This window comes from Xanthomonas sp. SHU 308, from assembly GCF_000364645.1.
Taxonomy (GTDB): Bacteria; Pseudomonadota; Gammaproteobacteria; order Xanthomonadales; family Xanthomonadaceae; genus Xanthomonas_A; species Xanthomonas_A sontii.
Map to the genome: position 1 here is coordinate 1 of NZ_AQOK01000191.1, position 22,813 is coordinate 22,813.

Sequence of the window (22,813 nt, forward strand, 5' to 3'; positions counted from 1 at the left end):
GCGGCCGCCTTCCTCGGAAGGCGGCCGCATGCGTTTGTCGATCGGCCGCAGGGCGACGGGGCCGATCCGGTCACCCGCGTCCGCCGATCGACGGCGGTGGGTCACGCTGCGGCCGCCGGGTGCGGCCGCAGCGCGGTCGGCACTTACTGCGGCAGCTTGGTCTGCGGGCTCTTGATCACATACGAGGTGATGTACTCGCCGTTGGAGCCGTAGACCACCACGATGGTGGTGTTGGCGTCGCGGTAGACCACGGTGGCGTTGCACGGGCAACTCGCCGCGGCGGTGACCATGCCCAGCGGCTGGTTCTTCGCGTCGTTGACCGCGATCATCTGCGCCTCGGCGGCGCTGCCGATCGGCAGCCGTGCCTCGGTGCCCGGCGTGGCGGTGAGCACGGTGATGACCTCGTCCTGCAACGAGTTGATCTGCACGAAGCGCAGGCCGGCCTTCTCGAACGTGTAGACCTTGAACAGCGGCGACAGGCTGACGTTCTTCTTGCCGATAGGCAGGCGTTCGCCCATGCCCTGGATGGCATCGGCGGCGTTGAGCGGTGCGCGCTCGGCGGCCTGCAGGCAGGGCGCGGCCAGCGCGGCCGCCAGCACCGTCAGGGTCAGTAACGGTTTGATCATGGTGTCTCTCCTTGTCTGGATGTACGGACCTGTACGCCATGGGACGAGCGGCAGCCGCGGTCCTTTCCGGCCGGAGCGCCCGCAACGGGCCGTCTCCCGGCCCGTCGTCGCCTGCCGTCCTCCTGGATCCGCGTGCATGCCCTCATCGGCTGGTACGGAGACAGGAGATTCGGTGGGCGTCGAGTTCAGTATTTCTGACGTTAGTATCGCTGTCAACATGCAAAATCAACGAGATGGGGCAAAAGTCCGCGACGACTTCGGGTAAGGCAAATCCGTACCTGTCGGGCATCGAGCGGTGCCGTCGTCTTGCCGGACGTGGGAGGGCCGCCAGCAAGGCGCTCGCCGTCCGCCGCGGCGGTGTGGATCGCGGCCGCGTGCGCGGATCCGCGCTGCGTTGCAGCAGCCATGCCGCCGCTGTGCGCCGATCCGCGCTCGCAGGCGGCCAAACGCGCGCGTAGCCGCACGGCATCGTCGCCAGCCTGTATCGTGTCGCGTTTTCCGCACCCGACCGAGCCGATGCCGCATCCGTCCGCGCCTGTCCCGCCTGCCGCCGCACCCGCCTTGCGCCATGCGCTGAAACCGCGGCAACTGATCATGATGGGATTGGGCAGCGCGATCGGCGCCGGCCTGTTCCTGGGCTCCGGCGTCGGCGTGCACGCGGCAGGGCCCGCGGTGCTGATTTCCTATCTGGTCGCCGGCGCGCTGGTGATCATCGTGATGAACGCGCTGGGCGAGATGGCGGCGGCCAAGCCGGCCAGCGGCGCGTTCTCGGTGTACGCCGCCGACGCGATGGGACCGACCGCCGGCGCCACCGTGGGCTGGCTGTGGTGGCTGCAGCTGGTGATCGTGATCGCTGCCGAGGCCGTGGGCGCCGCCGGCCTGCTGGCGACGGTGTGGCCGGGCTTGCCGGTGCCGTTGGCCGCGATCGCGTTCATGGCCGCGTTCACCGCGATCAACCTGCTGGGCGTGCGCAACTTCGGCGAGTTCGAATTCTGGTTCGCCATCCTCAAGGTCGCGGCGATCGTCGGCTTCATCCTGGTCGGCATCGCCCTGCTGGCCGGCTGGCTGCCAGGGGTGGCCTCGCCGGGCCTGTCCAACGTCACCGGCAACGGCGGCTTCGCGCCGAAGGGCCTGGCTGGCATCGGTGCCGCGCTGCTGGTGGTGGTGTTCGCGTTCGGCGGCACCGAGATCGTGGCGGTGGCCGCGGCGGAGACCGCCGATCCGGAGCGCAGCATCGCCCGCGCCATCCGCACCGTCGCCTGGCGCATCCTGGTGTTCTACATCGGCTCGCTGAGCGTGATCATCGCGGTGGTGCCGTGGCAGAGCGAGGCGCTGAGTTCGCCGTTCGCCGCGGTGCTGCAGGTGGCCCGGATTCCCGGCGCCGCCACCGGCATCACCCTGATCGCGGTGATCGCGCTGCTGTCGGCGCTCAACGCCAATCTGTACGGTGCCTCGCGGATGATCTTCTCGCTAGCCCAGCGCGGCGAAGCGCCGCGCGCGCTGGCCGCGTCCAGCCGCCAGCAGGTGCCGTGGCTGGCGGTGCTGGCCAGCGTGCTGTTCGGCTTCGTCGCCGCGGTGCTGGAACTGCTGTATCCGAACCGGGTGCTGCCGGTGCTGCTGAACATCGTCGGCGCCACCTGCCTGCTGGTGTGGACGATCTCGCTGCTGTCGCAGCTGATCCTGCGTGCGCGCGCCGACCGTGCCGGCACCCGCCTGCCGTTCCGCATGCGCGGCTATCCGGTGCTCACCGTGCTGGCGCTGGCGATCCTGGCGCTGATCTTCGGCCTGCTGGTGGCCTCGCCGGACACCCGTACGCAGTTCCTGTCGATGGCGGCGCTGACCGCGGTCATTGCTGTGGTCAGCGGCGTGGCGCGGCGGCTGCGCGCGGGGTAGGGCGCGCGCTCCAGCGGTGGCGGCATGCCGTTGTGGGAGGGACTTCCGTCCCGACGCGCGAGGGTGTCGGCCGGCGTTGGGCTCCGCGCGCGTCATGTCCGCTGCCGTAACAGCGGCGCTCGTTGCTTTTCATGGATCAGCCGCGGCAGTTGCCGTGGTAAGCCTGTCGCGGCTGAAGCCGCTCCTGTGACGGCACCGACAGCTCGCAGACCCCCTCGGAGCAGCGGCTTCGGCCGCGACGCGGTGCGGTAGAAGCCGCGCGGCCGACCCGCGGTCGCTGCAGGCCGAGCCTGGGTGCCCATCCCGCGGGCTTGGCCGCCATGGGCAATCCGCGAAGTGGGCGCGCGCGACTCAGCCCAGCAGCAGCCGCGCACCCAGCGCGCACAGCAGCGCCGGCGGCATCACCAGCGCGCCGACCTTGAGGAAGCGCCAGAAGCCCACGTCCTCGCCTTCGCGGCGGATCGCGGTCAGCCACAGGATGGTCGCCAGCGAGCCGGTGATGGACAGGTTCGGGCCCAGATCCACGCCGATCAGCAGCGCGTCCACCACCAGTTGCGGCGGCTGCGCCTGGGCGACGGTGGTGCTGGCGATCAGGCCGGCGGGCAGGTTGTTCATCAGGTTGGAGCCGAACGCCAGCAGGGTGCCGGCGATGCCGGCGGTGGCCTGCGGCGAGTGCGCAGCGGCGTCGGCCAGGGTACGCGCGAGCAGGCCGATCACGCCGGTGCGCGACAGCGCCTCCACCAGCACGAACAGGCCGGCCACCAGCGGCAGCACCGACCACGACACCGCCTTGGCCATCGGCAGCGGCGACTGGCGGCCACCCAGGCACACCACGCCCAGCGTCGCCAGGCCGGCCAGACAGGTCGGCAGGCCCAGGTCCAGGCCGAGCGCGGAGACGCCGACCAGCAGCGCGGCGGTGGCGAGGATGCCGACCAGGGCGAAGGTGCCGCCGCGGGTCAGCGGCACCGTGTCCACGCGCGTGGCGCAATGGCCGGTCAGGTCCTTGCGCTCGGCCCAGCGCAGCATCACGAAAGTCACCCCGATCGCCAGCAGCGACGGTAGTGCGAACGCGGCCATCCACGCGCCCAGGGTCGGCATCTTGCCGCCGTACAGCACCAGATTGGCGGGGTTGGAGATCGGCAGCACGAAGCTGGCGGCGTTGGCGATCAGCGCGCAGGCAAACAGCAGCGGCAGCGGCTTGGCGCCGGCCTTGCGCGCGGCCGCGTACACCGCCGGGGTCAGCACCACCGCGGTGGCGTCGTTGGACAGGAACGCGGTGACCACGATGCCGACGCCGAACACCAGCGCGAACAGGCGCTGGGTCGAGCCCTTGGCCAGGTTCACCGCATGCATCGCCACCCAGTCGAACAGACCTTCGGCGCGCGCGGTTTCCGACAGCAGCATCATGCCGATCAGGAACAGGTACACGTCCAGGCCCTTCAGCACCGCCTGCCACGCCTCGCCGCCGGGCATCAGCCCCAGCACCATCAGCAGCAGCGCGCCGCCCACCGCCCAGCACGCCTCGGGCAGCTTGAACGGCCGCGTGATCACCCCGGCCGTGGCCAGCGCGCAGATGCCCCAGGTGGCGAAATTGGCCGTGTGCGCGCCGGGCATGCTCATGCCGCCGCAGCCGTGGCACGGGCGCCAAGGCGCGTGCGCGAGCAGGCCGCCGGGGCAGGGCAGGGGAGGGCAACGAGAGCGGGCACGGGCATGGGGCGTCGGGCAGCGGAGTGCGAGGGGCGTGCAGGATAGCAGCGGGGCAGGTGCAGGCCGGGCTGGCATGGGCGCTCTGGCGCCCGCGGTTTAGCTTGCGTAGACACGCGCGGCGTGGCGGGCCGTATATCGATGCACGCCCGGGCCGCGCGGCACCGCGGTGCCGCTACCCCAGATGGCGTGCGAGCCATCCTTGCACGAACGCCACCGGCCCGGTCCGCGGCGGTGGCGTCAGCCCGGCGCTGCGCACGAAGCCGGCGGCGGCCTGCGCCAGCGTCTGGTTGGCACGACGCACCGCCTGCTGCGCGGCCGCCTGCTGCTGGCGCAACTGCACCAGGTGCAGCGACGGCCGTCCCGGCGGTGCGAACTTCTGATCGCGGCGCAGCGCATCGGCGGACAGGCGGGTGGCCTGGCTTGCCTGGTGCAGCGCGTCCAGCGCATCCAGCACCTGCAACAGCCAGCGTCCGCTGTCGCTGAATTGCAACGCAGCGGCGTCGTCGTGTGCCGGCACCAGCAGTGGCGGAATCGCCGCGCCGGCGACCACCGCTGCGCTCGGTTGCAGGGCGCGCAGGCGGGCGTGGAACGCGGTTTGCGATGAAGAGGGCGCGGTCGCCATGCCGGACCTATGCACGAAAGCGCGGACTGTACGCGGTTTGGCGCGTCGCCGCACAGCCGATGGCGTCGCGCAGCTGGAACTGTCGTCGTCGACCGGACGCGTCACGCGGGGCCGCTGCCGCTGCGCACTGCCTGCACCGCAGCGGCCATGTTCGCCGCGTTGGACCCGATCGCACCGTCGGTGTTGCCGGCCGTCGACGTACGCTGCGCGTGTCGGCGACGCACCTGCCAGGCCCGCGCCGATCGGCGTGGCAGTGGACCCATGCACACAGGCCTGCGGCGGTGCCGCTGCCGGAGGCGTGCATCACCTTGGCGCGGCATGCGCGGAAGCGCGGGCAGGACCTAATGCGCTTGCGACGCTGCCGCCTCCATCTGGTCGAGATACTGCAGTTCGTGCAGGGCGACAGCATTGCCGGGTTCAAGCTCCAGCGACTGCTGCAGGGCCGCGCGGGCGCCGGCCTTGTCCGGGGTGTCGATCAACAGCGAGCCGATGCCGCGTAGCGCGATCGCGCGGCCTGCCCGCGCCCGCGGCGAGACGTCGGCCAGGGCCAGCGCTTGCCGATAGGTGGCGAGCGCTTCGTCCGTGCGCCCGAGGTTGCGCAACGCATAGCCGCGTTCGGTGTAGGCGGAGAACAGATACGGCCCGAGCGCGATGGCCTGATCAAGCCATGCCAGCGCCTCCGACCACTGCCGTTGTGCGGCGGCGGCAAAGCCACGCATCTGCAGTGCGTTGGCGCAACTGAGGTCGATCCATTCGGTCGGCTGGCCGTCGTCATGGGCGGCCATGTAGGCCTCGTACTCGTGCACGTCGGCGACGCTGATCACGCGCAGGCCGGGCCGTTGCCAGCTGCTGCAATGGGCGATGATCCGGTCCAGCAGGGCGATGTCCGCCGCATCCATGCTGTCCAAGCGTGTCTGCAGCGTGGCGATGTCCTTGCGGTATTCCACGCCGGGGCGGGCGGTCGCCGCCTTGCTCTGCAGGTAGGTGGTGACCGGTTCGGTCAGCGCCTGTGCCGTCGCGCCGTGGCCGGCGCAGGCCAACAGCGCGCACACGATGGCGCACAGCATCCCCTTGTGTCGCATGCATCCCCCTGCATCGAACGGTGATCGAAGATCGGCAGTGCGCGGACAGGCCTGTTACGCCGTCGCGCACGTGCGCGCGGCGCAGGGCGGGCCGCGCTCAGTTGTCGGCGGTCGTCTGCGTGGCGGCGTCGCTGCGCTTCTGCGCGAACAGCCACTGCCACATCTTCGGGTCGCGGTAGGTGGCATCCCAGGCGTTGTGGTTGCCCTGCGGGTATTCGGTGTAGCGCACGTCGGCGTCGAGGTTCTTGAATGCACGGACGATCTTGCGGTCGTCGTGCGGCAGCACCACGTCGTCCTGGGCGCCGTGGAAGATCCACACCGGTACGTGCCGCAGGCGCTGCGCCAGGGCGCTGTAGGGATCGGCCAGATAGGCCACCGGCGTCACCACCAGGTACTCGCGGTCTTCGTGCGGGGACAGGATCGCGCCGCAGATCGGCACCAGCGCAGCGAAGCGCTGCGGCTGCTTCAGGGCGATCTCCCAGGTGCCATAGCCGCCCATCGACATGCCGGTCAGGTAGGTGCGCTGCGGGTCGCCGTTGAACTCGGCACTGCTGTCGTCCAGCGCCTGCAGCGCCATGGTCGCGTTGGCGCCGTTCCATTCCTCGCCGTCGGGTGCCTGCGGCATCACCACCAGGGCCGGGAAATCGGCCAGGTGGCGGCGCAGGTACGGGCCCAGTCCGGCCGTGGTCTGGTCGCGGCCATCGTCGCCGCGTTCGCCGGAGCCGTGCAGGAACAGCACCACCGGCACCGGGCCCTGGCGATGCGCCGGCGCCGGCACGAACACCTGGTAGCGGTAGACGCGCCCGTCGAGGCTGAGCTGGCGGCTGACGAAGTGGCCGGTGGCCGGGTCGCTGGGCAAGCTGCTGCAGCCGACCATCGACAGGCACAGCAGAAGCAGCAACGAACGCATCGACATGGCCGGCCCTCGGATGGGAAGGCCGCAGTATCGTGGGCGGGACGTCTCCACGACAACCCGGGCAGGGGCGGCGGACATGCGCCAGTCAGCCGGCGGCCAAGGCGCGTGCTGGCGTGGCGTGCCCGTCGCGCACCGGTGGATGCGGCGACGCGCGCTGCTGCCGCTCCGTGCGGCGCGCCGGCGGGAATCGCGCCCGCCGCATGGAGATGCCTTACAGCAGGACCAGCGTGGCCAAGCCGAGGAAGCTGAGGAAGCCCATCACGTCGGTCAGCGTGGTCAGGATCACCCCGCCGGCCAGCGCCGGATCGAAGCCCAGGCGCTTGAGCGTCAGCGGCACCAGCACGCCGCCCAGCGCGGCGGTGAGCAGGTTGATGGTCAGCGCCGAGCCGATCACCAGCGACAGCAGCGGCTGCTTGAACCACAACAGCACGATCAGGCCCAGGCCGATGCCCAGCGCCAGGCCGTTGATCAGCGCCACCGACAGTTCCTTGCGCAGCAGCACGATCACGTTGGAGGCGCCGATCTGGCCCAGCGCCAGGCCGCGCACCATCAGTGCCAGCACCTGGGTGCCGGCGTTGCCGCCCATGCCGGCCACGATCGGCATCAGCGCGGCCAGCGCCACCAGCTTGGCGATGGTGCCCTCGAACTGGCCGACCACGCTGGAGGCGATGAAGGCGGTGCCGAGGTTGATCGTCAGCCACAGCAGGCGGCGCCGGAACGCGCGCCGCACCGGGCTGAACAGGTCCTCGTCCTCGTCCAGGCCGGCGGCGCTCATCGCCTGGTGCTCGGCCTGGTCGCGGATGATGTCGACCACGTCGTCGATGGTGATGCGGCCGAGCAGGATGTTGTTGTCGTCCACCACCGGCGCGGAGATCCAGTCGTGGTCGGAGAACTGCCGCGCGACCTCGTCGGCGCCTTCGCCGACGTCGATCGCCGGCTGCTCGTCGTCGATCAGCCGGTTGATCGGGGTGGAGTCCTCGTGGGTGACCAGCGCCGCCAGCGACACCCGCCCCAGGTACTGGTGGCGGCGGCTGACCACGAACAGGTGGTCGGTGTGGTCCGGCAGTTCGCCGCGCAGGCGCAGGTAGCGCAGCACCACGTCGACGTTGACGTCGGCGCGCACGGTGACCACGTCCGGATTCATCAGGCGGCCGGCGCTGTCCTCGGGATACGACAGCACCTGCTCGAGCCGCTCGCGGTTCTCGCGGTCCATCGACTTGAGCACTTCGTCGATGACCGTGTCCGGCAAGTCCTCGACCAGGTTCGCCAGGTCGTCGATGTCCAGGTCTTCGACCGCGGCGACGATTTCGTCCGGGTCCATGTCCGCGAGCAGGCTTTCGCGCACTTCCTCGCCGACGTGGACCAGTACTTCGCCGTCGTCCTCCGGATCGACCAGCCCCCACACCACCTCGCGCTTGCCCGGGGGTAACGACTCCAGCAGGTTGCCGATCTCGGCCGGCGCCAGCGTATTGACCAGCCGCCGTACCGGGCCCAGGCGCCCGCTGTCCAGCGCATCGGACAGCATGCGCAGCTGCCGCGCGGTCTTGTCGTGGCGGACGGCGTCGGCCATGCGCTGCTCCCTTGGGTGAGGCCGCGCTCCGGAGAAACGCGGTGGGTCAGATGTTCATCCCAACATTATCGCCTGCATGTTGCGGGAAGCACAGTGTTGGTGGAGCCGGGAGTGGGGAATGGGGAATCGGGAGTCGCAAGTGCAGAGCGAAGCAGCGTCAGTGCGCGGGGAGAAAAGCGACGGGGTAGCAAGCGAAAAACTGCTCTCGGGGAAGGGGGCGAGAGGCAAAGGGCAGGGGGCAGGAACAGGGGAGCAGGGGAATGGGTAGCACCGAGAAGGAAGCAGAGAGCAGACCAGAAGGCAGGAAGGCAGAAAGCCAGGGAGAGGGATGTCGATGGGAGTGACGCATCTACGCCGGCACGCGGGCGACGGTTTTTTTGTGGGAGGGACTTCAGTCCCGACGCGATAGGGTTTCAGGCGTCGGGACGGAAGTCCCTCCCACAAGGCAATGCCGCAACACGCACGGGAACTACCCGATCGCGCAGCCCAGCCAGCGCTCGATGCCCTTGCGGTCGCGCGCCTGCAGCAGTTTGGCGCCGCGCTGGCGCAGGGTCTGCAGGTCGGTGTCGCGGATCACCTGGCGTACTTCCAGCATCGTCGCCGGGTGCAGGCTGAACTCGCGCAGCCCCAGCGCCAGCAGCATCGGCGTCAGTGCCGGGTCGCCGGCGATCTCGCCGCACACCGCCACCGGCTTGCCATGGGCCTGGCCGGTGGCGATCACCTGCGCGATCAGCCGCAGCACCGCTGGATGCAGTGGCGAATACAGTGCGGCCACTGCTTCGTTGTTGCGGTCGGCGGCGAGCAGGTACTGCACCAGGTCGTTGGTGCCGATCGACAGGAAGTCGATCGTGTCGATGAAGGTATCCAGGGCCAGCGCTGCGGCCGGCACCTCGATCATCGCGCCGAGTTGCACCTGCTCGGCGATGGCATGACCGTCGCGGCGCAACTGCGCGGCGATGCGCTTGAGGTGGCGGCGCATCGCCAGCAGTTCCTCGCGCGTGCTGACCATCGGCACCAGCACCCGCACCGGGCCGTAGGCGGAGGCGCGCAGCAGCGCGCGCAACTGGGTGTCGGAGACCTTGGGCCGGGCCAGCGACAGGCGCACGCCGCGCAGCCCCAGCGCTGGGTTTTCTTCATTGCTCATGGTCAGGCCGGTGCGATCGGCCTTGTCCGCGCCCAGGTCCAGGGTACGGATGGTCACCGGCCGCCCGCTCATGCCCAGCACCGCGTCGCGGTAGGTGTGGAACTGCTCTTCCTCGTCGGGCAGCGCGTCGCGCTGCAGGAACAGGAATTCGGTGCGGTACAGGCCCAGGCCGTCGGCGCCGAGCGCATGCGCGCGGGTGACGTCGTCGCGCGACTCGGCATTGGCCAGCAGGGTGATGTCCACGCCGTCGCGGGTGCGGCTGGGCTTGGAGCGCAGCTTGCCCAGGCTGCGCTGCAGCTTGGCCTGCTCGCGCACGCGGCTGCGGTAGTCGCGCAGGTCGTCCGGGGTCGGGTCGACCAGCACCGCGCCCTGGGTGCCGTCGATGATCAGCACGTCGCCGTCGTTGATCTTCTGCAGCGCGTCGGCGACGCCGACCACCAGCGGCAGGTGCAGGCTGCGCGCCAGGATCGCGCTGTGCGAGAGGGTGCTGCCGGCGCTGGTGACGATGCCGACCACGCCCTGCGCCTGCAGTTGCGCCAGTTCCGACGGCGCCACGTTCTCGCACACCAGGATTTCGCCAGCCAGGCCTTCGCTGTCCGGCTGGCGCTTCTGCAGGAACGCATGGATCCGCCCGATCACATGGTCCAGATCGTCCATGCGGCTCTTGAGGTAGGCGTCCTCCATGTCGTCGAACACGGTCGCCAGGCGGTCGCGCTGCAGACGCAGCGCGTAGTCGGCGCTGTAGCGGCCGGTGCGGATCAGTTCGTCCAGGCCGTGCAGCAGTTCCGGGTCGTCGAGCAGCAGCGCGTGCAGGTCGAGGAATTCGCCGACCTCCTTGGCCAGGGCGCCGTGCAGGCGCTGGCGCAGGCCGTGCATCTCCTCGCGCGCGGCGTCCACCGCGCGGTGCAGGCGATCGAGTTCTTCGGGGATCTGCGCGGCGCCGATGCGTTGCTCGGCCACCTCCAGCGCATGCGGCAGGCGCACCCGCGCCCGGCCCAGGGCATTGCCGCGCGAGGCACCATGGCCGGCGATACGCACGCTCACCGCGCGTGCCCCGTGCGGCGGCACCGCGTCCCTGCCTGCGGCCGCCGGCGGCGCATGCTCAGCTGTCCTCGTCGAAGCGCCGCTCGAACAGGTCGACCACGGCCTTGAGCGCCTCGGCTTCGTCGGCGCCGTCCACCCGCACCGTCACCGGCGTGCCCTGTGCGGCGGCCAGCAGCATCACGCCCATGATGCTCTTGGCGTTGACCTCGCGGCCCTTGGCCGCCAGCGTGGCGTTGCAGCGGAACGAGGACAGCGTCTGCACCAGCTTGGCGGTGGCGCGGGCGTGCAGGCCGAGGCGGTTGGAGACCAGCAGTTCGCGTTCAAGCATCGTCGATCACCACGCCGTTGCGCGAGCCGGCGGCGGCGGTCGCGGGCAACTGCTCCAGTCCTTGTTCGGGGTAGTTCATGATCCGCAGCAGCATCGGCAGGCTCAACGCCGACACGCGCCGCACCGGCGTGCCCAGGCGCGCCAGCCGTGCGGCGAGGTTGCTCGGGCTGGCGCCGTACAGATCCGTCACCACCAGCACGCCATCGCCGTCGTCCACCCGCCGCAACGCGGCAGATGCGTTCGGTAGCAGCGCGTCGAGGTCGGCGTCGAACGGCACCTCGAAGGCTTCGGTTTTCAGCGGCAATTGCCGCAACAGCCGGGTCGCCACGCTCAGCAGCGCGGCGCCGATCCCAGGGTGGGTGATGAGGAGAATGCCACAGGCCATGGGAGAACGTTAACAGGTCAGGCAGGGCGCAGGGAATGCCTGTGGGGAGCGGAGATTGGGGATTCGGGATTGGGATTCGCAAGAGCCAGAGCAATGCCGCTTTTGCCAATCCCGAATCCCCGATCCCGAATCCCGGCTTTTCGATCAATCCTGCTCGCGATGGAAGGTCGCCACTTCCGGCCAGCCCTGTTCGCGGGCGTGGCGGGCCAGGCGTTCGGCCAGGTAGACCGAGCGGTGCTTGCCGCCGGTGCAGCCGAAGGCGATGGTCACGTAGCTGCGGGTGTCGTTGCGCAGCCGCGGCAGCCAGGTGTCGAGGAAGTCGATCAGTTGCGCGGTGTAGCGCTGCACATCTGGTTGCGCGTCCAGGTACTCGCGCACGCCGCTGTCGCGGCCGGTCATCGGCCGCAGTTCCGGGTCCCAGTGCGGATTCGGCAGCACCCGCGCGTCGAACACGAAATCCGCCTCGGCCGGGACGCCGCGCTTGTAGGCGAAGGACTCGAACAGCAGCGACAAGGTGTTCTCGGCGGACAGTGCGAACTCGGTGGTGACCCGCCGGCGCAGCTGGTGCACGTTGAGCGTGCTGGTGTCGATCACCGCATCGGCCGCCTCGCGCAGCGGCTCGGTCAGGGCGCGCTCGCGCTCGATCGCTTCCGGCAGCGACAGGCCCTGGCGCGACAACGGATGGCGCCGGCGCGTGTCGGCGTAGCGCTTGATCAGCGCCTCGTCGTTGGCGTCGAAGAACAGCAGCCGCGCATCCAGGCCGAACTGCGCCACCGCCTCGCGCCAGCGCGAGAGCTGACTCAGGTCGCTGTGGCGGCTACGCACGTCGATGCCCACCGCCAGTTTGCTGGGGCCGGCATCCTCGCGCACCAGGCTTTTGACGAAGGCCGGCAGCAGTTCCACCGGCAGGTTGTCGACGCAGTAGTAGTCCAGGTCCTCGAAGGTCTTCAGCGCCACCGACTTGCCGGAGCCGGACAGGCCGCTGACGATGACCAGGGTGGAAGTGGGGGCGCCGTCGGTCATGGGCTGCGCCGCTCCAGCAGGTTGCTGTGGCGGGCGATGAACATCGCCGCCGGGTCGATGCCCTTGGTGCGCAGGATGTGCAGGCGCGTGGCGGCCTCGGTCAGCACCGCCAGGTTGCGGCCGGGCATCACCGGCAGGGTGATCAGCGGCACGTCCAGGTCCAGCACGTGGCGGGTCCCGGAATCGCCGGTGAGACGTTCGTAGCCATGGGGCGTGGGCTCGGTCATGGGCCGGGTCAGGTGCACGATGAGCCGAAGGTACTTGTTCTTCTTTACAGCCGTGTCGCCGAACATCTCGCGCACGTTGAGCACGCCGAGCCCGCGCACTTCCAGCAGGTCCTGCAGCAGTTCCGGGCAGGTGCCGTCGAGCACGTCGGGGGCGATCTGGGTGAATTCGGGGGCGTCGTCGGCGACCAGGCGGTGGCCGCGGCTGAGCAGTTCCAGCGCCAGTTCGCTCTTGCCCGAACCCGCCTCGCCGGTGATCAGCACGCCGATCGAGTAGATCTCCATGAACACGCCATGCAGGATCACCCGCGGCGCCAGCGTGCGTGCCAGGTGGTAGGACAGATGATTGAGCAGTTCGTGGCCGCGCTTGGGCGAGACCCACAGCGGCGTGTCGGATTCGTCGGCGGCCGCGCGCAGGTCTTCCGGGCACGACTGGTTCTTGGTGACCACCAGCGCCAGCGGCCGCACCTGCACGATCTTCTCGATGGTCTCCCAGCGCTGGCGCGCGTCCAGCGAGTCCAGCCAGGCCAGTTCCTCGGTGCCGAGGATCTGCACCTTGTTGGGGTAGATGGTGTTGAGATAGCCGGCCAGCGACGGGCGCCGCGAGACCGCATTGCCGGCCTCCAGCACCCGGTGTTCGCCCTTGTGCCCGGCGATCCAGCGCAGGCCGAGGCGGTCGCGCTGCTGGTCGAACAGCTCGCGTGCGTCGATGCTGGTGTTCATGCGGCGGCCCGTGGCGCGCCGCCGAGCAGCGCATACAGTGCGGCGGCGTCCGGCGCATTGCGCAGGGCGTCGCGGAATTCCTCGATGGAGAACTGCTCGGCCAGTTCGGACAGCAGCATCAGGTGTTGGTGGGTGTAGTGCGCCGGGACCGCCATGGCGAAGATCAGGTCGACCAGGGTGCCCTGGCCGTCGAAATCGATCGGCTGTTGCAGGCGCAGCAGCGCGCCACGTGGGGCGTCCAGGTCCGGCGCGCGGCCGTGCGGGATGGCGATGCCGTGGCCGATGGCGGTGCTGCCGAGCTGCTCGCGCTCGCGCAGGCTGGCGAAGAGTTCATCGGCGCCGGCCTGCTGGCAGGCCAGCAGACCGGCGGCGGTGTGCAGCAGGGTGTCGCGATCGGCGGCCGGAAGCACCTGGGTGCTGACGGCCGCCATCAGATCGGTCAAGGGCATGGCGGCGCAACGTGGGGAGGATCACGCGAGATTGTCGCGCACCTCGGCCGCGTGGTGGTCGTGCTTCTTTTCCTTGTGCTTGATGATCAGCCGGTCCAGCTTGTCGGCGAGCAGGTCGATCGCCGCGTACATGGTCTGCGCGCTGGCGTCGGCGTGCAGGGTGCGGCCGGGGACGTTGACCGTGGCCTCGACGTGGTGGTCGGGCTTGCGCAGCGCCAGTTGGGCGCGGACCTCGATGGTTTCCTCGTAGTGTCGCTTCAGCCGTTGCAGCTTGGTCTCCACATACTCGCGCAGGGCGGGGGTGACTTCGATCTGCTGGCCGTAGGTCTCGATACGCATCGGATACTCCTTGGTTCGGGTTTCACACCTATGAACCATCGCCGCCGCCGCTAGCCGATTCGAACGCGTTCGTGGGAGGCGGAAATGTTCATGGCCTCACGATACTTCGCTACGGTGCGGCGCGCTACAGGCACGCCGGCACTTTTCAGCAGGTCGGCCAGCTTGGCGTCAGAAAGCGGCTTGCGCGGATTTTCCGCCTCGATCAGCCGCCGGATCATCGCCTGGATCGCCGTGCTGGACGCCTCGCCGCCGCTGTCGGTGTCGATGCCCGAGGCGAAGAAGGCGCGCAGCGGGATGGTGCCGCGCGGGGTGCGCACGTACTTGCGGGCGATGGCGCGCGAGATGGTGCTCTCGTGCAGGCCCAGTTCGCCGGCGATCTCGCGCAGAGTCAGCGGCCGCAGCGCCTGTTCGCCGAACTCCAGGAAGCCGGCCTGCTGCTTGAGCAGGCAGCGGGTCACCTTGAGCAGGGTCTCGCCGCGCGCCTCCAGGCTCTTCAGCAGCCAGCGCGCTTCCTGCAGTTGCCCGCGCAGGTAGCCGGCGTCGCTTTCGCCGCACTGGCGGATCAGCCGCTCGTAGCCGCGGTGGATGGTGACCTTGGGCTGGGCATGCGCCGACAGCGCCGCATGCCAGACCCCGCGCTGGCGCCAGACCACGCAATCGGGCACCACGTAGGTGTCGCTGCCCAGTTCGCCGATCTGCTTGCCCGGGCGCGGGTCCAGCGAGCGCAGCAGGGCGACCGCGGTGTCGACCTCCGCCGCCGGACGTTTGAGTTCGTGGGCCAGCCCGGCCACGCCGCTGCGCGGCAGCCGCTCCAGCGGACCGTTGGCGATGGTGCGGGCCAGCGCCAGGCCCGGCGTGTCCTCGGGCAGGGTGTCCAATTGCAGGGTCAGGCATTCGCCCAGGCTGCGCGCGGCGATGCCGGCCGGGTCGAAGCGCTGGATCTGGTGCAGCACGGTGAGGATCTCGTCCTCCTCGGCGGCGATGTCCGGGCGCAGGGTCTCGGCGATCGCGGCCAGCGGCTCGCGCAGGTAGCCGTCATCGTCGAGCGCGTCGATCAGCGCCGCGCCGATGCTGCGGTCACGCGCGGACAGCGGCGACAGGTGCAACTGCCACAGCAGGTGATCGATCAGGGTGTCGGGTTCGGCGACGCGTTCGGCCGCGCTGCCCAGGTCGTCGTCGTCGAACGAGCCGCCGCTGCCGCCGGCCCAGGCCGGCTCGGCGTCGGCCCAGTCGGCGCCGTCGGTGGCCTGCGTGGCTTCGCCGCGGTCGCCATCGCCGTCGCTACGTGTCTCGCCTGCCGCGTGGTCGCGGTCAAGGCCGTGGTCGGCGCCTTCGCTGCGTTCGAACGCCGGTGCGGCGTCCTCGGACCACTCCAGCAGCGGATTGCTCTCCACCGCCTCGGCGATCTCCACCTCCAGCTCGGCGCTGGACATCTGCAACAGCTTGATCGCCTGCCGCAACTGCGGCGTCATGACCAGGTGCTGTCCCAGCGATGTTTGCAGCCGTGCTTTCATGCCTGTACCGAGCGCGGAAGGAGCGTAGCCGGCGCGTGCGCGGTCAGAGCCTGAAGGTTTCCCCGAGGTAGACGCGGCGCACGTCGCTGTTGGCCAGCAGCGCTGCCGGCGCCCCCTGCGCCAACACGCTGCCCTCGTTGAGGATATACGCCCGGTCGCAGATTCCCAAGGTTTCGCGCACGTTGTGGTCGGTGATGAGCACGCCGATGCCGCGCTGCTTGAGGTGGGTGACGATGCGCTGGATTTCGCCGACCGAGATCGGGTCGACGCCGGCGAAGGGCTCGTCGAGCAGCATCAGCCGCGGCTTGGCCGCCAGCGCGCGGGCGATCTCGCAACGGCGGCGTTCGCCGCCGGAGAGGCTGGCGCCGAGCTGGTCGGCGACGTGGCTGATCTGCAGTTCGTCCAGCAGCGCCACCAGTTCGCGTTCCTGGCCGGCGGCGTCCAGGTCCTCGCGCAGTTCCAGCACCAGGCGGATATTGTCGGCCACGCTGAGCTTGCGGAACACCGACGGCTCCTGCGGCAGGTAGCCGACGCCGAGCTTGGCGCGCTTGTACATCGGCAACGCAGTGATGTCGTTGCCGTCGAGCACGATGCGCCCGGCATCGGCGTCGACCAGGCCGACGATCATGTAGAAGCAGGTGGTCTTGCCGGCACCGTTGGGACCGAGCAGACCGACCACTTCGCCGGCCTCCAGGGTCAGCGCAAAATCGCGCACCACTTCGCGCTGCTTGTAGCGCTTGCGCAGGCCTTCGGCGAGCAGCATCACTGGCCTCCTTGCTTGGCCGGCTTGGCCGGCTTGGCGGGTGCTGCGGCCGGCTTGGCGGCGGGCTTGGTGCCATTGGCAGGCGTGGCGCCCGGAGCAGCGCCAGCGTTCTTCGGCTGGATCACCGTGTGCACGCGCGTGCCGTCGCCACCGCCCTGCATGTCGCCAGTCTTGGTGTTGTAGACCATGCGCTGGCCGGCGTTGGTGCCCTTGGGCGAGGTCATGCGGTAATTGCCGGTGAGGATCACCGTGTCGGTGGGCACCTTGTAGTCGATGTTGTCGGCGACCGCGTCCATCGGCGAGCCATCGTCCAGTTCCTGCTTCAGGGTGGCCTGCTTGCCGGTCAGCACGACGCGATCGATGTCGCCGTTCTTCTTGAACAGGTCGGCGGTGTCGGCATGGATTTCGAGCGTGCCCTGGATGATGACGACATTGCCCGAGTAACGGATCTTGCCGTTGTCGTCGAGCATGTTGCCGCTCTGGCTGGCGGAAGTGATATCCATCGGCTGATTGCGATCGGACGACTTGGCCATCGCCAGTGCGGGCAGCAGCAGGGCGAGCAGCGCGAGCTTAGCGGGCAGCGTTCGGTTCATAGCGTGTCTTGACCTGTGAAAGGAGCTTGTACTGCCGGGACTTCAAGTCGATCTCGAAGCCGACGCCGGACTGCATCATACCGGGCCGGGTCATCGTGACCGGGTCGGCGGTGCGTGCGCTGTTGGTCTGCGGGAAGACGTCCAGGCTCTGGGTACGGAAGGTGGTGGGCGGGATGCTGGGCACCTTGGGGCTGTCGCCGGCGACGTCGTCGCGCAGGCGCAGTTCGTCGCCGTTGGCGCTGACCCAGCCGGTCTTGCTGCGCATTTCCCAGTGCTGGCCGTTGGCGTCGGGCAGCAGGAACAGCGGGGTCACGATCGACATCGTCTGGTCGGCGCGGCTGCGTTCCATCTGCGGCGCGCGCAGGGTCATCGCTTCCTTGCCCTGCTTGTCCAGGCTGACGATCTCGAAGTCGCGGGCGATGTAGTCCACGCTGGCTTCGTCGGAAGGATTGCGGCTGGGCTTGCTGCGCTGGTTCCAGGCCGACCAGCCGCTGATCAGGGCGCCGACCAGTAGCAGGCCGCCGAGAGTGGTACGCCAGTTCATGCGCCATGCTCCTGCAGCAGGGACGGGACGTGGCCTTGCGCCGCCAGCAGCACGTCGCACAGTTCGCGGGCGGCGCCTTCGCCGCCGCGGGCGCGGGTGGTCCAGTGCACGTGTTCGGCGGTCCAGGGATGGGCGTTGGCCGGTGCCACCGCCAGGCCGACCACGCGCAGCGGCGCCAGGTCGGGCAGGTCGTCGCCCATGAAGCAGACCTGCTCCAGGCCGATGCCGCGCTCGTCGCACAGCGCCTGCACCCCGGCGCGCTTGTCCTTGACCCCGATCTGCACCAGCAGGCCCAGTTCCTGGCCGCGCTTCTCCGCGGCCAGGCTGGGCCGCGCGGTGATCAGCGCCACGTCGATGCCGTGCCGGCGCAACTGCACCAGGCCCTGGCCGTCGAGCACGTTGAAGGCCTTGCTCTCGTTGCCGTCGCGGTCGTAGTACAGGCGGCCGTCGGTCAGCGTGCCGTCCACGTCGAAGCACGCCAGGCGGATCCGGGCGGCGCGGTCGATCAGGTCGGCGGGGAGGTCGGCCAGCGGGGAATAGGGCATGTTCGGGATATCGGGGCGGGGAGGCCGGCTTTCCAGCGGCCAGGGCCAGCGGCATGGAGCGCCACTGGCGGTGAACGGGTTCAGCCTGTTAAACCACTCTGGCGCGCAACAGGTCGTGAATGTTGAGCGCGCCGACCGCGCGGCCGGCCGTGTCGACCACGATCAGGCCGTTGATCTGGTGGGTTTCCATCAGCCGTGCGGCCTCGGCGGCGAGTTGGTCGGCGCCGATGGTGCGCGGCTGCCGGGTCATCACCTCGGCGATGCGGGTCTGGCGCACGTCCAGCGCGCTGTCCAGTGCGCGGCGCAGGTCGCCGTCGGTGAACAGCCCGAGCAGGCGGTCGTCGGCGTCCACCACCGCGGTCATGCCCAGGCGCTTGCGGCTCATCTCCACCAGCGCCTCGCTGAGGCTGGCGTCCTCGCGCACCTTGGGCAGTTCGTCGCCGCGGTGCATGACGTCGGTGATGTGCAGCAGCAGGCGGCGGCCGAGGCTGCCGGCCGGGTGCGAGCGGGCGAAGTCGTCGGCGGTGAAGCCGCGCGCGTCCAGCAGCGCCACCGCCAGCGCATCGCCCAGCGCTAGCGAGGCGGTGGTGCTGGAGGTCGGCGCCAGGTCCAGCGGGCAGGCCTCGGCCGGCACGCTGATGTCCAGGTGCAGGTCGGCCTCGCGCGCCAGCGTGGATTGCGCGCGCCCGGTCATCGCGATCACCGCGTTGCCCTGGCGCTTGAGCACCGGCAGCAGCATCAGGATCTCGTCGGACTCGCCGGAGTAGGACAGCGCCAGGACCACATCGGCGTCGGTGATCATGCCCAGGTCGCCATGCCCGGCCTCGCCCGGGTGCACGAAGAACGCCGGGGTGCCGGTGGAGGCGAGAGTGGCGGCGATCTTGCGCGCCACATGGCCGGACTTGCCCATGCCGGTGGCGACCACGCGCCCGCGCGAACCCAGGATCAACCGGCAGGCGGCCGCGAACTCGGCACCGATGCGCGCGCCGACCGCCGCCAGCGCGGCCTGCTCGATCTCGACCACGCGACGGCCGCTGGCGACCAGACCGGCGTCGTCGGGCGTCGTGGGAGACAGGGGCGATACATCCATGCGGGTGCCGGTCGGAGGGTAGAATGGCCGATCATTTTATTAGGAAAGCCCGGTGGACGCCGAAACCATCCGTAAACTCATCGAGGCCGGCCTGCCGGACGCGCAGGTGCAGGTGCAGGGCGACGACGGCGTGCACTTCGAGGCCACCGTGGTCAGCGCCGCCTTCGCCGGCAAGCTGCCGCTGGCCCGCCACCGCATGGTCTACGCCACCCTGGGCGAGCTGATGGGCGGGGCGATCCACGCGCTGGCCCTGACCACCCTGACCCCCGAGCAGGCCGGGCGCGCCGCCGGCTGAGCCGCCGCGCGCCCGTTTCTCCCCTTTCAATTCCCCCACGAGACCCATGGCCAAAATCGTAGTGACCGGCGGCAACGCGCTGCACGGTGAAGTGAACATTTCCGGCGCCAAGAACGCCGTGCTGCCGATCCTCTGCGCTACCCTGCTGGCCGATGCGCCGGTGGAGATCACCAACGTGCCGCAGCTGCACGACGTGATCACCACGGTGAAGCTGCTCGGCGAGCTGGGCGCGGAAGTCACCATCGACGAAGGCACGCTGTCGCGCGGCAGCGCGATCACCGTCGACCCGCGCAAGGTCCACCAGCACGTCGCCCCGTACGAACTCGTGCGCACCATGCGCGCCTCGATCCTGGTGCTGGGCCCGCTGCTGGCCAAGTTCGGTGCGGCCGAAGTGTCGCTGCCGGGCGGTTGCGCGATCGGCTCGCGGCCGGTCGACCAGCACATCAAGGGCCTGCAGGCGCTGGGCGCGGAGATCAGTGTCGAGAACGGCTACATCAAGGCCAGCAGCAACGGCCGGCTCAAGGGCGGCCGCTACGTGTTCGACATGGTCAGCGTCACCGGCACCGAGAATGTGCTGATGGCCGCGGCCCTGGCCGACGGCACCACCGTGCTGGAGAACGCGGCGATGGAGCCGGAGGTCAGCGACCTGGCCGACTGCCTGATCGCGCTGGGCGCGAAGATCGAAGGCGCCGGCACCTCGCGCATCGTCGTGCACGGCGTGGAGCGCCTGTCCGGCGGCCGCCACGCGGTGCTGCCGGACCGCATCGAGACCGGCACCTTCCTGGTCGCCGCGGCGATGACCGGCGGCAGCGTGACCGTGCGCCGCGCGCGCGCCGACACCCTCGACGCGGTGCTGGACAAGCTCACCGAGGCCGGCGCCAGCATCGAGACCGGCGAGGACTGGATCCGCCTGGACATGCACGGCAAGCGCCCGCGCGCGGTCAGCCTGACCACCGCGCCGTATCCGGCGTTCCCCACCGACATGCAGGCGCAGTTCATGGCGCTCAACTGCGTGGCCGACGGCGTCGGCGTGATCAACGAAACGATCTTCGAGAATCGTTTCATGCACGTCAACGAACTGCTGCGCCTGGGCGCGGACATCCAGATCGAAGGCCACACCGCGATCGTGCGCGGCGCCGAGCGGCTCAGCGGCGCACCGGTGATGGCCACCGACCTGCGCGCCTCGGCCTCGCTGATCCTGGCCGGCCTGGTCGCCGACGGCGACACCACCATCGACCGCATCTACCACCTGGACCGGGGGTACGAGAACATCGAGGAGAAGCTGGGGGCGCTGGGCGCGTCCATCCGGCGCGTCGCATGATCCTCAGCGGCCGCTTCAGCCGCCGGCGCAAGGTGCTGCTGGCGATCGTGGTGGTGCTGCTGGCCTGGGTCGGCTATGCCTGGTACACCGGCATCGCCATCACCCAGGGCATCGAGGAGCGCGACATGGACTGGAACGGCGATGGCCAGGTCACCCGCGACGAGATCTGGCAGTCGTTCTACGCGGTCGGCGTCAGCCGCACCCAGAACGGCCCGCGCGAATGCAGCACCTTCTACTGGCGCAGCACCGGCGCGCAGATCCGCGTGGATTGCCGCACCACCTTCAAGGCCGCCCCGGCGGAGAAGAAGTAACGGCGTGGGGCAGGGCGCTGACTGGGCGGCGCCCGCGTGAGGAGTGCTGTACAGAAAGGCCCGTCTGTCGTCACGGTCCATGTGCCGTGGATAGGAGTCAACGCGCGCCGCTTGAAGGTCTGCTGCAAGTCGCCAACTGGTTTCCGCAAGACGATTCGCATCCGCGCGTCGGGGCTGAAGCCCCTCCCACATGGGAAGCACCACGGGCAGGGAGTTGTTGTTGCGATTCCCCAATCCCAGCCCTCACACGGGAACGATCACGCACGGGGAACCGCTTTCACGATTCCCCACTCCCGATTCCCAATTCCCGCGGCGAAGCCGCTTTCACGATTCCCCAATCCCCATTCCCCAATCCCGGCTTCTCAGCGCAACGCCTTGATCGTCAGGTCCAGCGCGTCCTGGCCGTTCTCGCGCTGCAGGATGCGCACCGGCACCGGCATGTCCGGCACGATCCAGGCGATGATTTCCTTGGAGCCGTCGGTGCGGCTGACCTTGGTCGCCTGCTCGGTCTTGCCGTTGACGGTGACCGCTTCCTTGCCGGCGACGCGGTAGGTCATCGGCTTGGCGCGGCCCTCGTCGACCATGCGGTAGCTCGGGGTCTTGCCGGCGTTGACGTCGCGCGCGATCGCCAGGTTGATCAGCAACGCGTCCATGTCGCCCGGCTGCAGCTTCACCGGGCCGCGGCGGTCGGCCTTGAGATCGCCGCCCCAGGTCGCCTGGCCGGTGCTCCAGTCGTAGTTGGCGGTCACCGCCTTCTTCTTGATCAGGAACACCGAGCGGTCGTCGCTGCTGAGCGGACGCAGCTGCCCGCCCTTTTCCTCGAACACGGTGCTCTGGCTGAGGTCGGCGACCTGGTTCTTGATCGCCAGGCTGTAGCGCCAGCGGTCGGCGCCTTGCTTGGCCAGGGTCATCACGCCGTTGGCCTGCATGCCCATGTAGCTGGCCTGGTAGTCCGCGGTGAACGGCTCCAGGGCCAGGGCGGGCAGGCTCGCCGTGGCCAGCAGGGCGGCGGCGAGGGCGGTCAGCGGGCGGGCGATGCGGGTCATGGTCAGGCTCCTTGGTATTCGGTCAGGCGCAGGTCGATGCGGTCTTCGCCGTCCTCGCGCTGCAGGATGCGCACCGGCGTCGGCACGCCGTTGGCGATCCACAGGATGGTCTCATTGCGGCCGCCATTGGTGCGCGACACCCGCAATGCGTCGTAGCTGATGTCGCCGACTTGCACGGTCTCGGTCTGGTCGGCGGCGCGGTACACATGTTCGCGCACCCGGCCGACGTCGACGAAGCGGTAGGTCATGGTCTTGCCGGGCTGCGCGTCGCGCATCAGCGAGAGGTTGAGCAGCAGCGCGCTCTGGTCGCCGGGCTGCAGCGGGATCGGCGCCTGCCGGTCCTTCTTCAGGTCGCCGTCCCAACGCGCCACGCCCTGTTTCCAGTCGTACACGCCGGTGACCTTCTTGCCGAAGAACACCGCCTTCTTGACCGTGCTCTGGCTCTGCGGGACGTAGCGGCCGTCCTGCACGGTGAACACCGTACTCTGTTCGATGTTGAGGCCGAGGATGCTGGCGAAGCCGCTGCGGCCATGCACGCCCAGGTCGACCCGCCACTGGTCGCCGCCGGTGTGTACCACGTCCATGCGCGCGTCGCCGGCCGGCTTGCCCTTGTACAGCGCGTCGTAGGTGGCCACGAACGGCTGCAGCGGCGGCGGCGTCCAGGCCTCCGCCGGCAGCGCCGGCGCCGCTGCGGCGGCCGGTGCTGGTGCCGGGGC

General features: G+C 69.8%; 25 protein-coding genes. 4 read left to right on the plus strand and 21 right to left on the minus strand.

Features of this window, described 5'->3' with window-relative positions:
• Window positions 1-143 precede the first annotated feature (143 nt).
• Complete coding sequence (locus D588_RS0107585; RefSeq protein WP_017915548.1) at window positions 144-626, minus strand: hypothetical protein; 483 nt, start codon at window positions 624-626, stop codon at window positions 144-146.
• 516 nt (window positions 627-1,142) lie between these two features.
• Here D588_RS0107585 and D588_RS0107590 point away from each other — a divergent pair.
• The gene (locus D588_RS0107590) at window positions 1,143-2,519 is read left to right on the plus strand and encodes an amino acid permease (RefSeq protein ID WP_026143485.1); all 1,377 of its coding nucleotides are present in this window, start codon (window positions 1,143-1,145) and stop codon (window positions 2,517-2,519) included.
• Between the two features lie 351 nt (window positions 2,520-2,870).
• Here D588_RS0107590 and D588_RS0107595 read toward each other — a convergent pair whose 3' ends face one another.
• The 18 genes from D588_RS0107595 to D588_RS0107680 all read right to left on the minus strand — a co-directional run bounded on the left by D588_RS0107595 (window position 2,871) and on the right by D588_RS0107680 (window position 19,124).
• On the minus strand, window positions 2,871-4,139 hold the full coding sequence (locus D588_RS0107595) for an arsenic transporter (RefSeq protein WP_017915550.1): 1,269 nt from the start codon (window positions 4,137-4,139) through the stop codon (window positions 2,871-2,873).
• 259 nt (window positions 4,140-4,398) lie between these two features.
• Window positions 4,399-4,848: a hypothetical protein gene (locus D588_RS0107600; RefSeq protein ID WP_017915551.1), complete on the minus strand. Its 450-nt coding sequence runs from the start codon at window positions 4,846-4,848 to the stop codon at window positions 4,399-4,401.
• Between the two features lie 341 nt (window positions 4,849-5,189).
• Window positions 5,190-5,930 (minus strand): tetratricopeptide repeat protein, encoded by a 741-nt coding sequence (locus tag D588_RS0107605; protein WP_232764254.1) that lies wholly within the window; start codon window positions 5,928-5,930, stop codon window positions 5,190-5,192.
• A 97-nt stretch (window positions 5,931-6,027) separates the two neighbouring features.
• Window positions 6,028-6,846, minus strand: a complete 819-nt coding sequence (locus tag D588_RS0107610; protein ID WP_017915553.1) for a prolyl oligopeptidase family serine peptidase — start codon at window positions 6,844-6,846, stop codon at window positions 6,028-6,030.
• Window positions 6,847-7,057: 211 nt separating this feature from the next.
• Window positions 7,058-8,416 (minus strand): magnesium transporter, encoded by a 1,359-nt coding sequence (gene mgtE, locus D588_RS0107615; RefSeq protein WP_010344112.1) that lies wholly within the window; start codon window positions 8,414-8,416, stop codon window positions 7,058-7,060.
• Between the two features lie 469 nt (window positions 8,417-8,885).
• Window positions 8,886-10,604, minus strand: coding sequence for a phosphoenolpyruvate--protein phosphotransferase (gene ptsP / locus D588_RS0107620; RefSeq protein WP_026143486.1), 1,719 nt, complete (start codon window positions 10,602-10,604; stop codon window positions 8,886-8,888).
• A 58-nt stretch (window positions 10,605-10,662) separates the two neighbouring features.
• Window positions 10,663-10,932, minus strand: coding sequence for an HPr family phosphocarrier protein (locus D588_RS0107625; protein ID WP_010344110.1), 270 nt, complete (start codon window positions 10,930-10,932; stop codon window positions 10,663-10,665).
• On the minus strand, window positions 10,925-11,317 hold the full coding sequence (locus D588_RS0107630; RefSeq protein WP_017910659.1) for a PTS sugar transporter subunit IIA: 393 nt from the start codon (window positions 11,315-11,317) through the stop codon (window positions 10,925-10,927). The genes D588_RS0107625 and D588_RS0107630 overlap by 8 nt, the downstream gene beginning before the upstream one ends.
• A 144-nt stretch (window positions 11,318-11,461) precedes the next feature.
• Window positions 11,462-12,340: an RNase adapter RapZ gene (gene rapZ / locus D588_RS0107635; RefSeq protein WP_017915555.1), complete on the minus strand. Its 879-nt coding sequence runs from the start codon at window positions 12,338-12,340 to the stop codon at window positions 11,462-11,464.
• A complete protein-coding gene (gene hprK / locus D588_RS0107640; RefSeq protein ID WP_017910661.1) occupies window positions 12,337-13,287 on the minus strand; it encodes an HPr(Ser) kinase/phosphatase in 951 nt (316 codons plus the stop codon). Before hprK ends, rapZ begins: the two co-directional genes overlap by 4 nt.
• Complete coding sequence (locus tag D588_RS0107645) at window positions 13,284-13,736, minus strand: PTS sugar transporter subunit IIA (RefSeq protein WP_017913815.1); 453 nt, start codon at window positions 13,734-13,736, stop codon at window positions 13,284-13,286. Before D588_RS0107645 ends, hprK begins: the two co-directional genes overlap by 4 nt.
• Window positions 13,737-13,757: 21 nt before the next feature.
• Complete coding sequence (raiA, locus tag D588_RS0107650; protein WP_010344105.1) at window positions 13,758-14,075, minus strand: ribosome-associated translation inhibitor RaiA; 318 nt, start codon at window positions 14,073-14,075, stop codon at window positions 13,758-13,760.
• A 50-nt stretch (window positions 14,076-14,125) separates the two neighbouring features.
• Complete coding sequence (locus D588_RS0107655) at window positions 14,126-15,589, minus strand: RNA polymerase factor sigma-54 (RefSeq protein ID WP_043083883.1); 1,464 nt, start codon at window positions 15,587-15,589, stop codon at window positions 14,126-14,128.
• 43 nt (window positions 15,590-15,632) lie between these two features.
• A complete protein-coding gene (gene lptB / locus D588_RS0107660; RefSeq protein WP_017915557.1) occupies window positions 15,633-16,352 on the minus strand; it encodes an LPS export ABC transporter ATP-binding protein in 720 nt (239 codons plus the stop codon).
• Window positions 16,352-16,945, minus strand: a complete 594-nt coding sequence (lptA, locus tag D588_RS0107665) for a lipopolysaccharide transport periplasmic protein LptA (protein ID WP_017910664.1) — start codon at window positions 16,943-16,945, stop codon at window positions 16,352-16,354. Before lptA ends, lptB begins: the two co-directional genes overlap by 1 nt.
• Window positions 16,923-17,489: an LPS export ABC transporter periplasmic protein LptC gene (lptC, locus tag D588_RS0107670; RefSeq protein WP_017910665.1), complete on the minus strand. Its 567-nt coding sequence runs from the start codon at window positions 17,487-17,489 to the stop codon at window positions 16,923-16,925. The genes lptA and lptC overlap by 23 nt, the downstream gene beginning before the upstream one ends.
• On the minus strand, window positions 17,486-18,034 hold the full coding sequence (locus tag D588_RS0107675; protein WP_017910666.1) for an HAD hydrolase family protein: 549 nt from the start codon (window positions 18,032-18,034) through the stop codon (window positions 17,486-17,488). The genes lptC and D588_RS0107675 overlap by 4 nt, the downstream gene beginning before the upstream one ends.
• An 88-nt stretch (window positions 18,035-18,122) precedes the next feature.
• A complete protein-coding gene (locus tag D588_RS0107680; protein ID WP_017915558.1) occupies window positions 18,123-19,124 on the minus strand; it encodes a KpsF/GutQ family sugar-phosphate isomerase in 1,002 nt (333 codons plus the stop codon).
• Window positions 19,125-19,176: 52 nt separating this feature from the next.
• On the opposite strand from D588_RS0107680, the gene D588_RS0107685 reads away from it, so the two are divergent.
• The 3 genes from D588_RS0107685 to D588_RS0107695 are packed head-to-tail and all read left to right on the plus strand — an operon-like array spanning window position 19,177 to window position 21,051.
• Window positions 19,177-19,419, plus strand: coding sequence for a BolA/IbaG family iron-sulfur metabolism protein (locus tag D588_RS0107685; protein WP_017910668.1), 243 nt, complete (start codon window positions 19,177-19,179; stop codon window positions 19,417-19,419).
• 46 nt (window positions 19,420-19,465) lie between these two features.
• On the plus strand, window positions 19,466-20,740 hold the full coding sequence (murA, locus tag D588_RS0107690) for a UDP-N-acetylglucosamine 1-carboxyvinyltransferase (protein ID WP_010344097.1): 1,275 nt from the start codon (window positions 19,466-19,468) through the stop codon (window positions 20,738-20,740).
• A complete protein-coding gene (locus tag D588_RS0107695) occupies window positions 20,737-21,051 on the plus strand; it encodes a hypothetical protein (RefSeq protein ID WP_010344096.1) in 315 nt (104 codons plus the stop codon). The genes murA and D588_RS0107695 overlap by 4 nt, the downstream gene beginning before the upstream one ends.
• A 362-nt stretch (window positions 21,052-21,413) precedes the next feature.
• Here D588_RS0107695 and D588_RS0107700 read toward each other — a convergent pair whose 3' ends face one another.
• Window positions 21,414-22,097, minus strand: a complete 684-nt coding sequence (locus D588_RS0107700) for a DUF3108 domain-containing protein (RefSeq protein ID WP_017910671.1) — start codon at window positions 22,095-22,097, stop codon at window positions 21,414-21,416.
• A gap of 2 nt (window positions 22,098-22,099) precedes the next feature.
• The coding region (locus tag D588_RS0107705; RefSeq protein WP_017915559.1) for a DUF3108 domain-containing protein at window positions 22,100-22,813 on the minus strand (714 nt) is incomplete at its 5' end.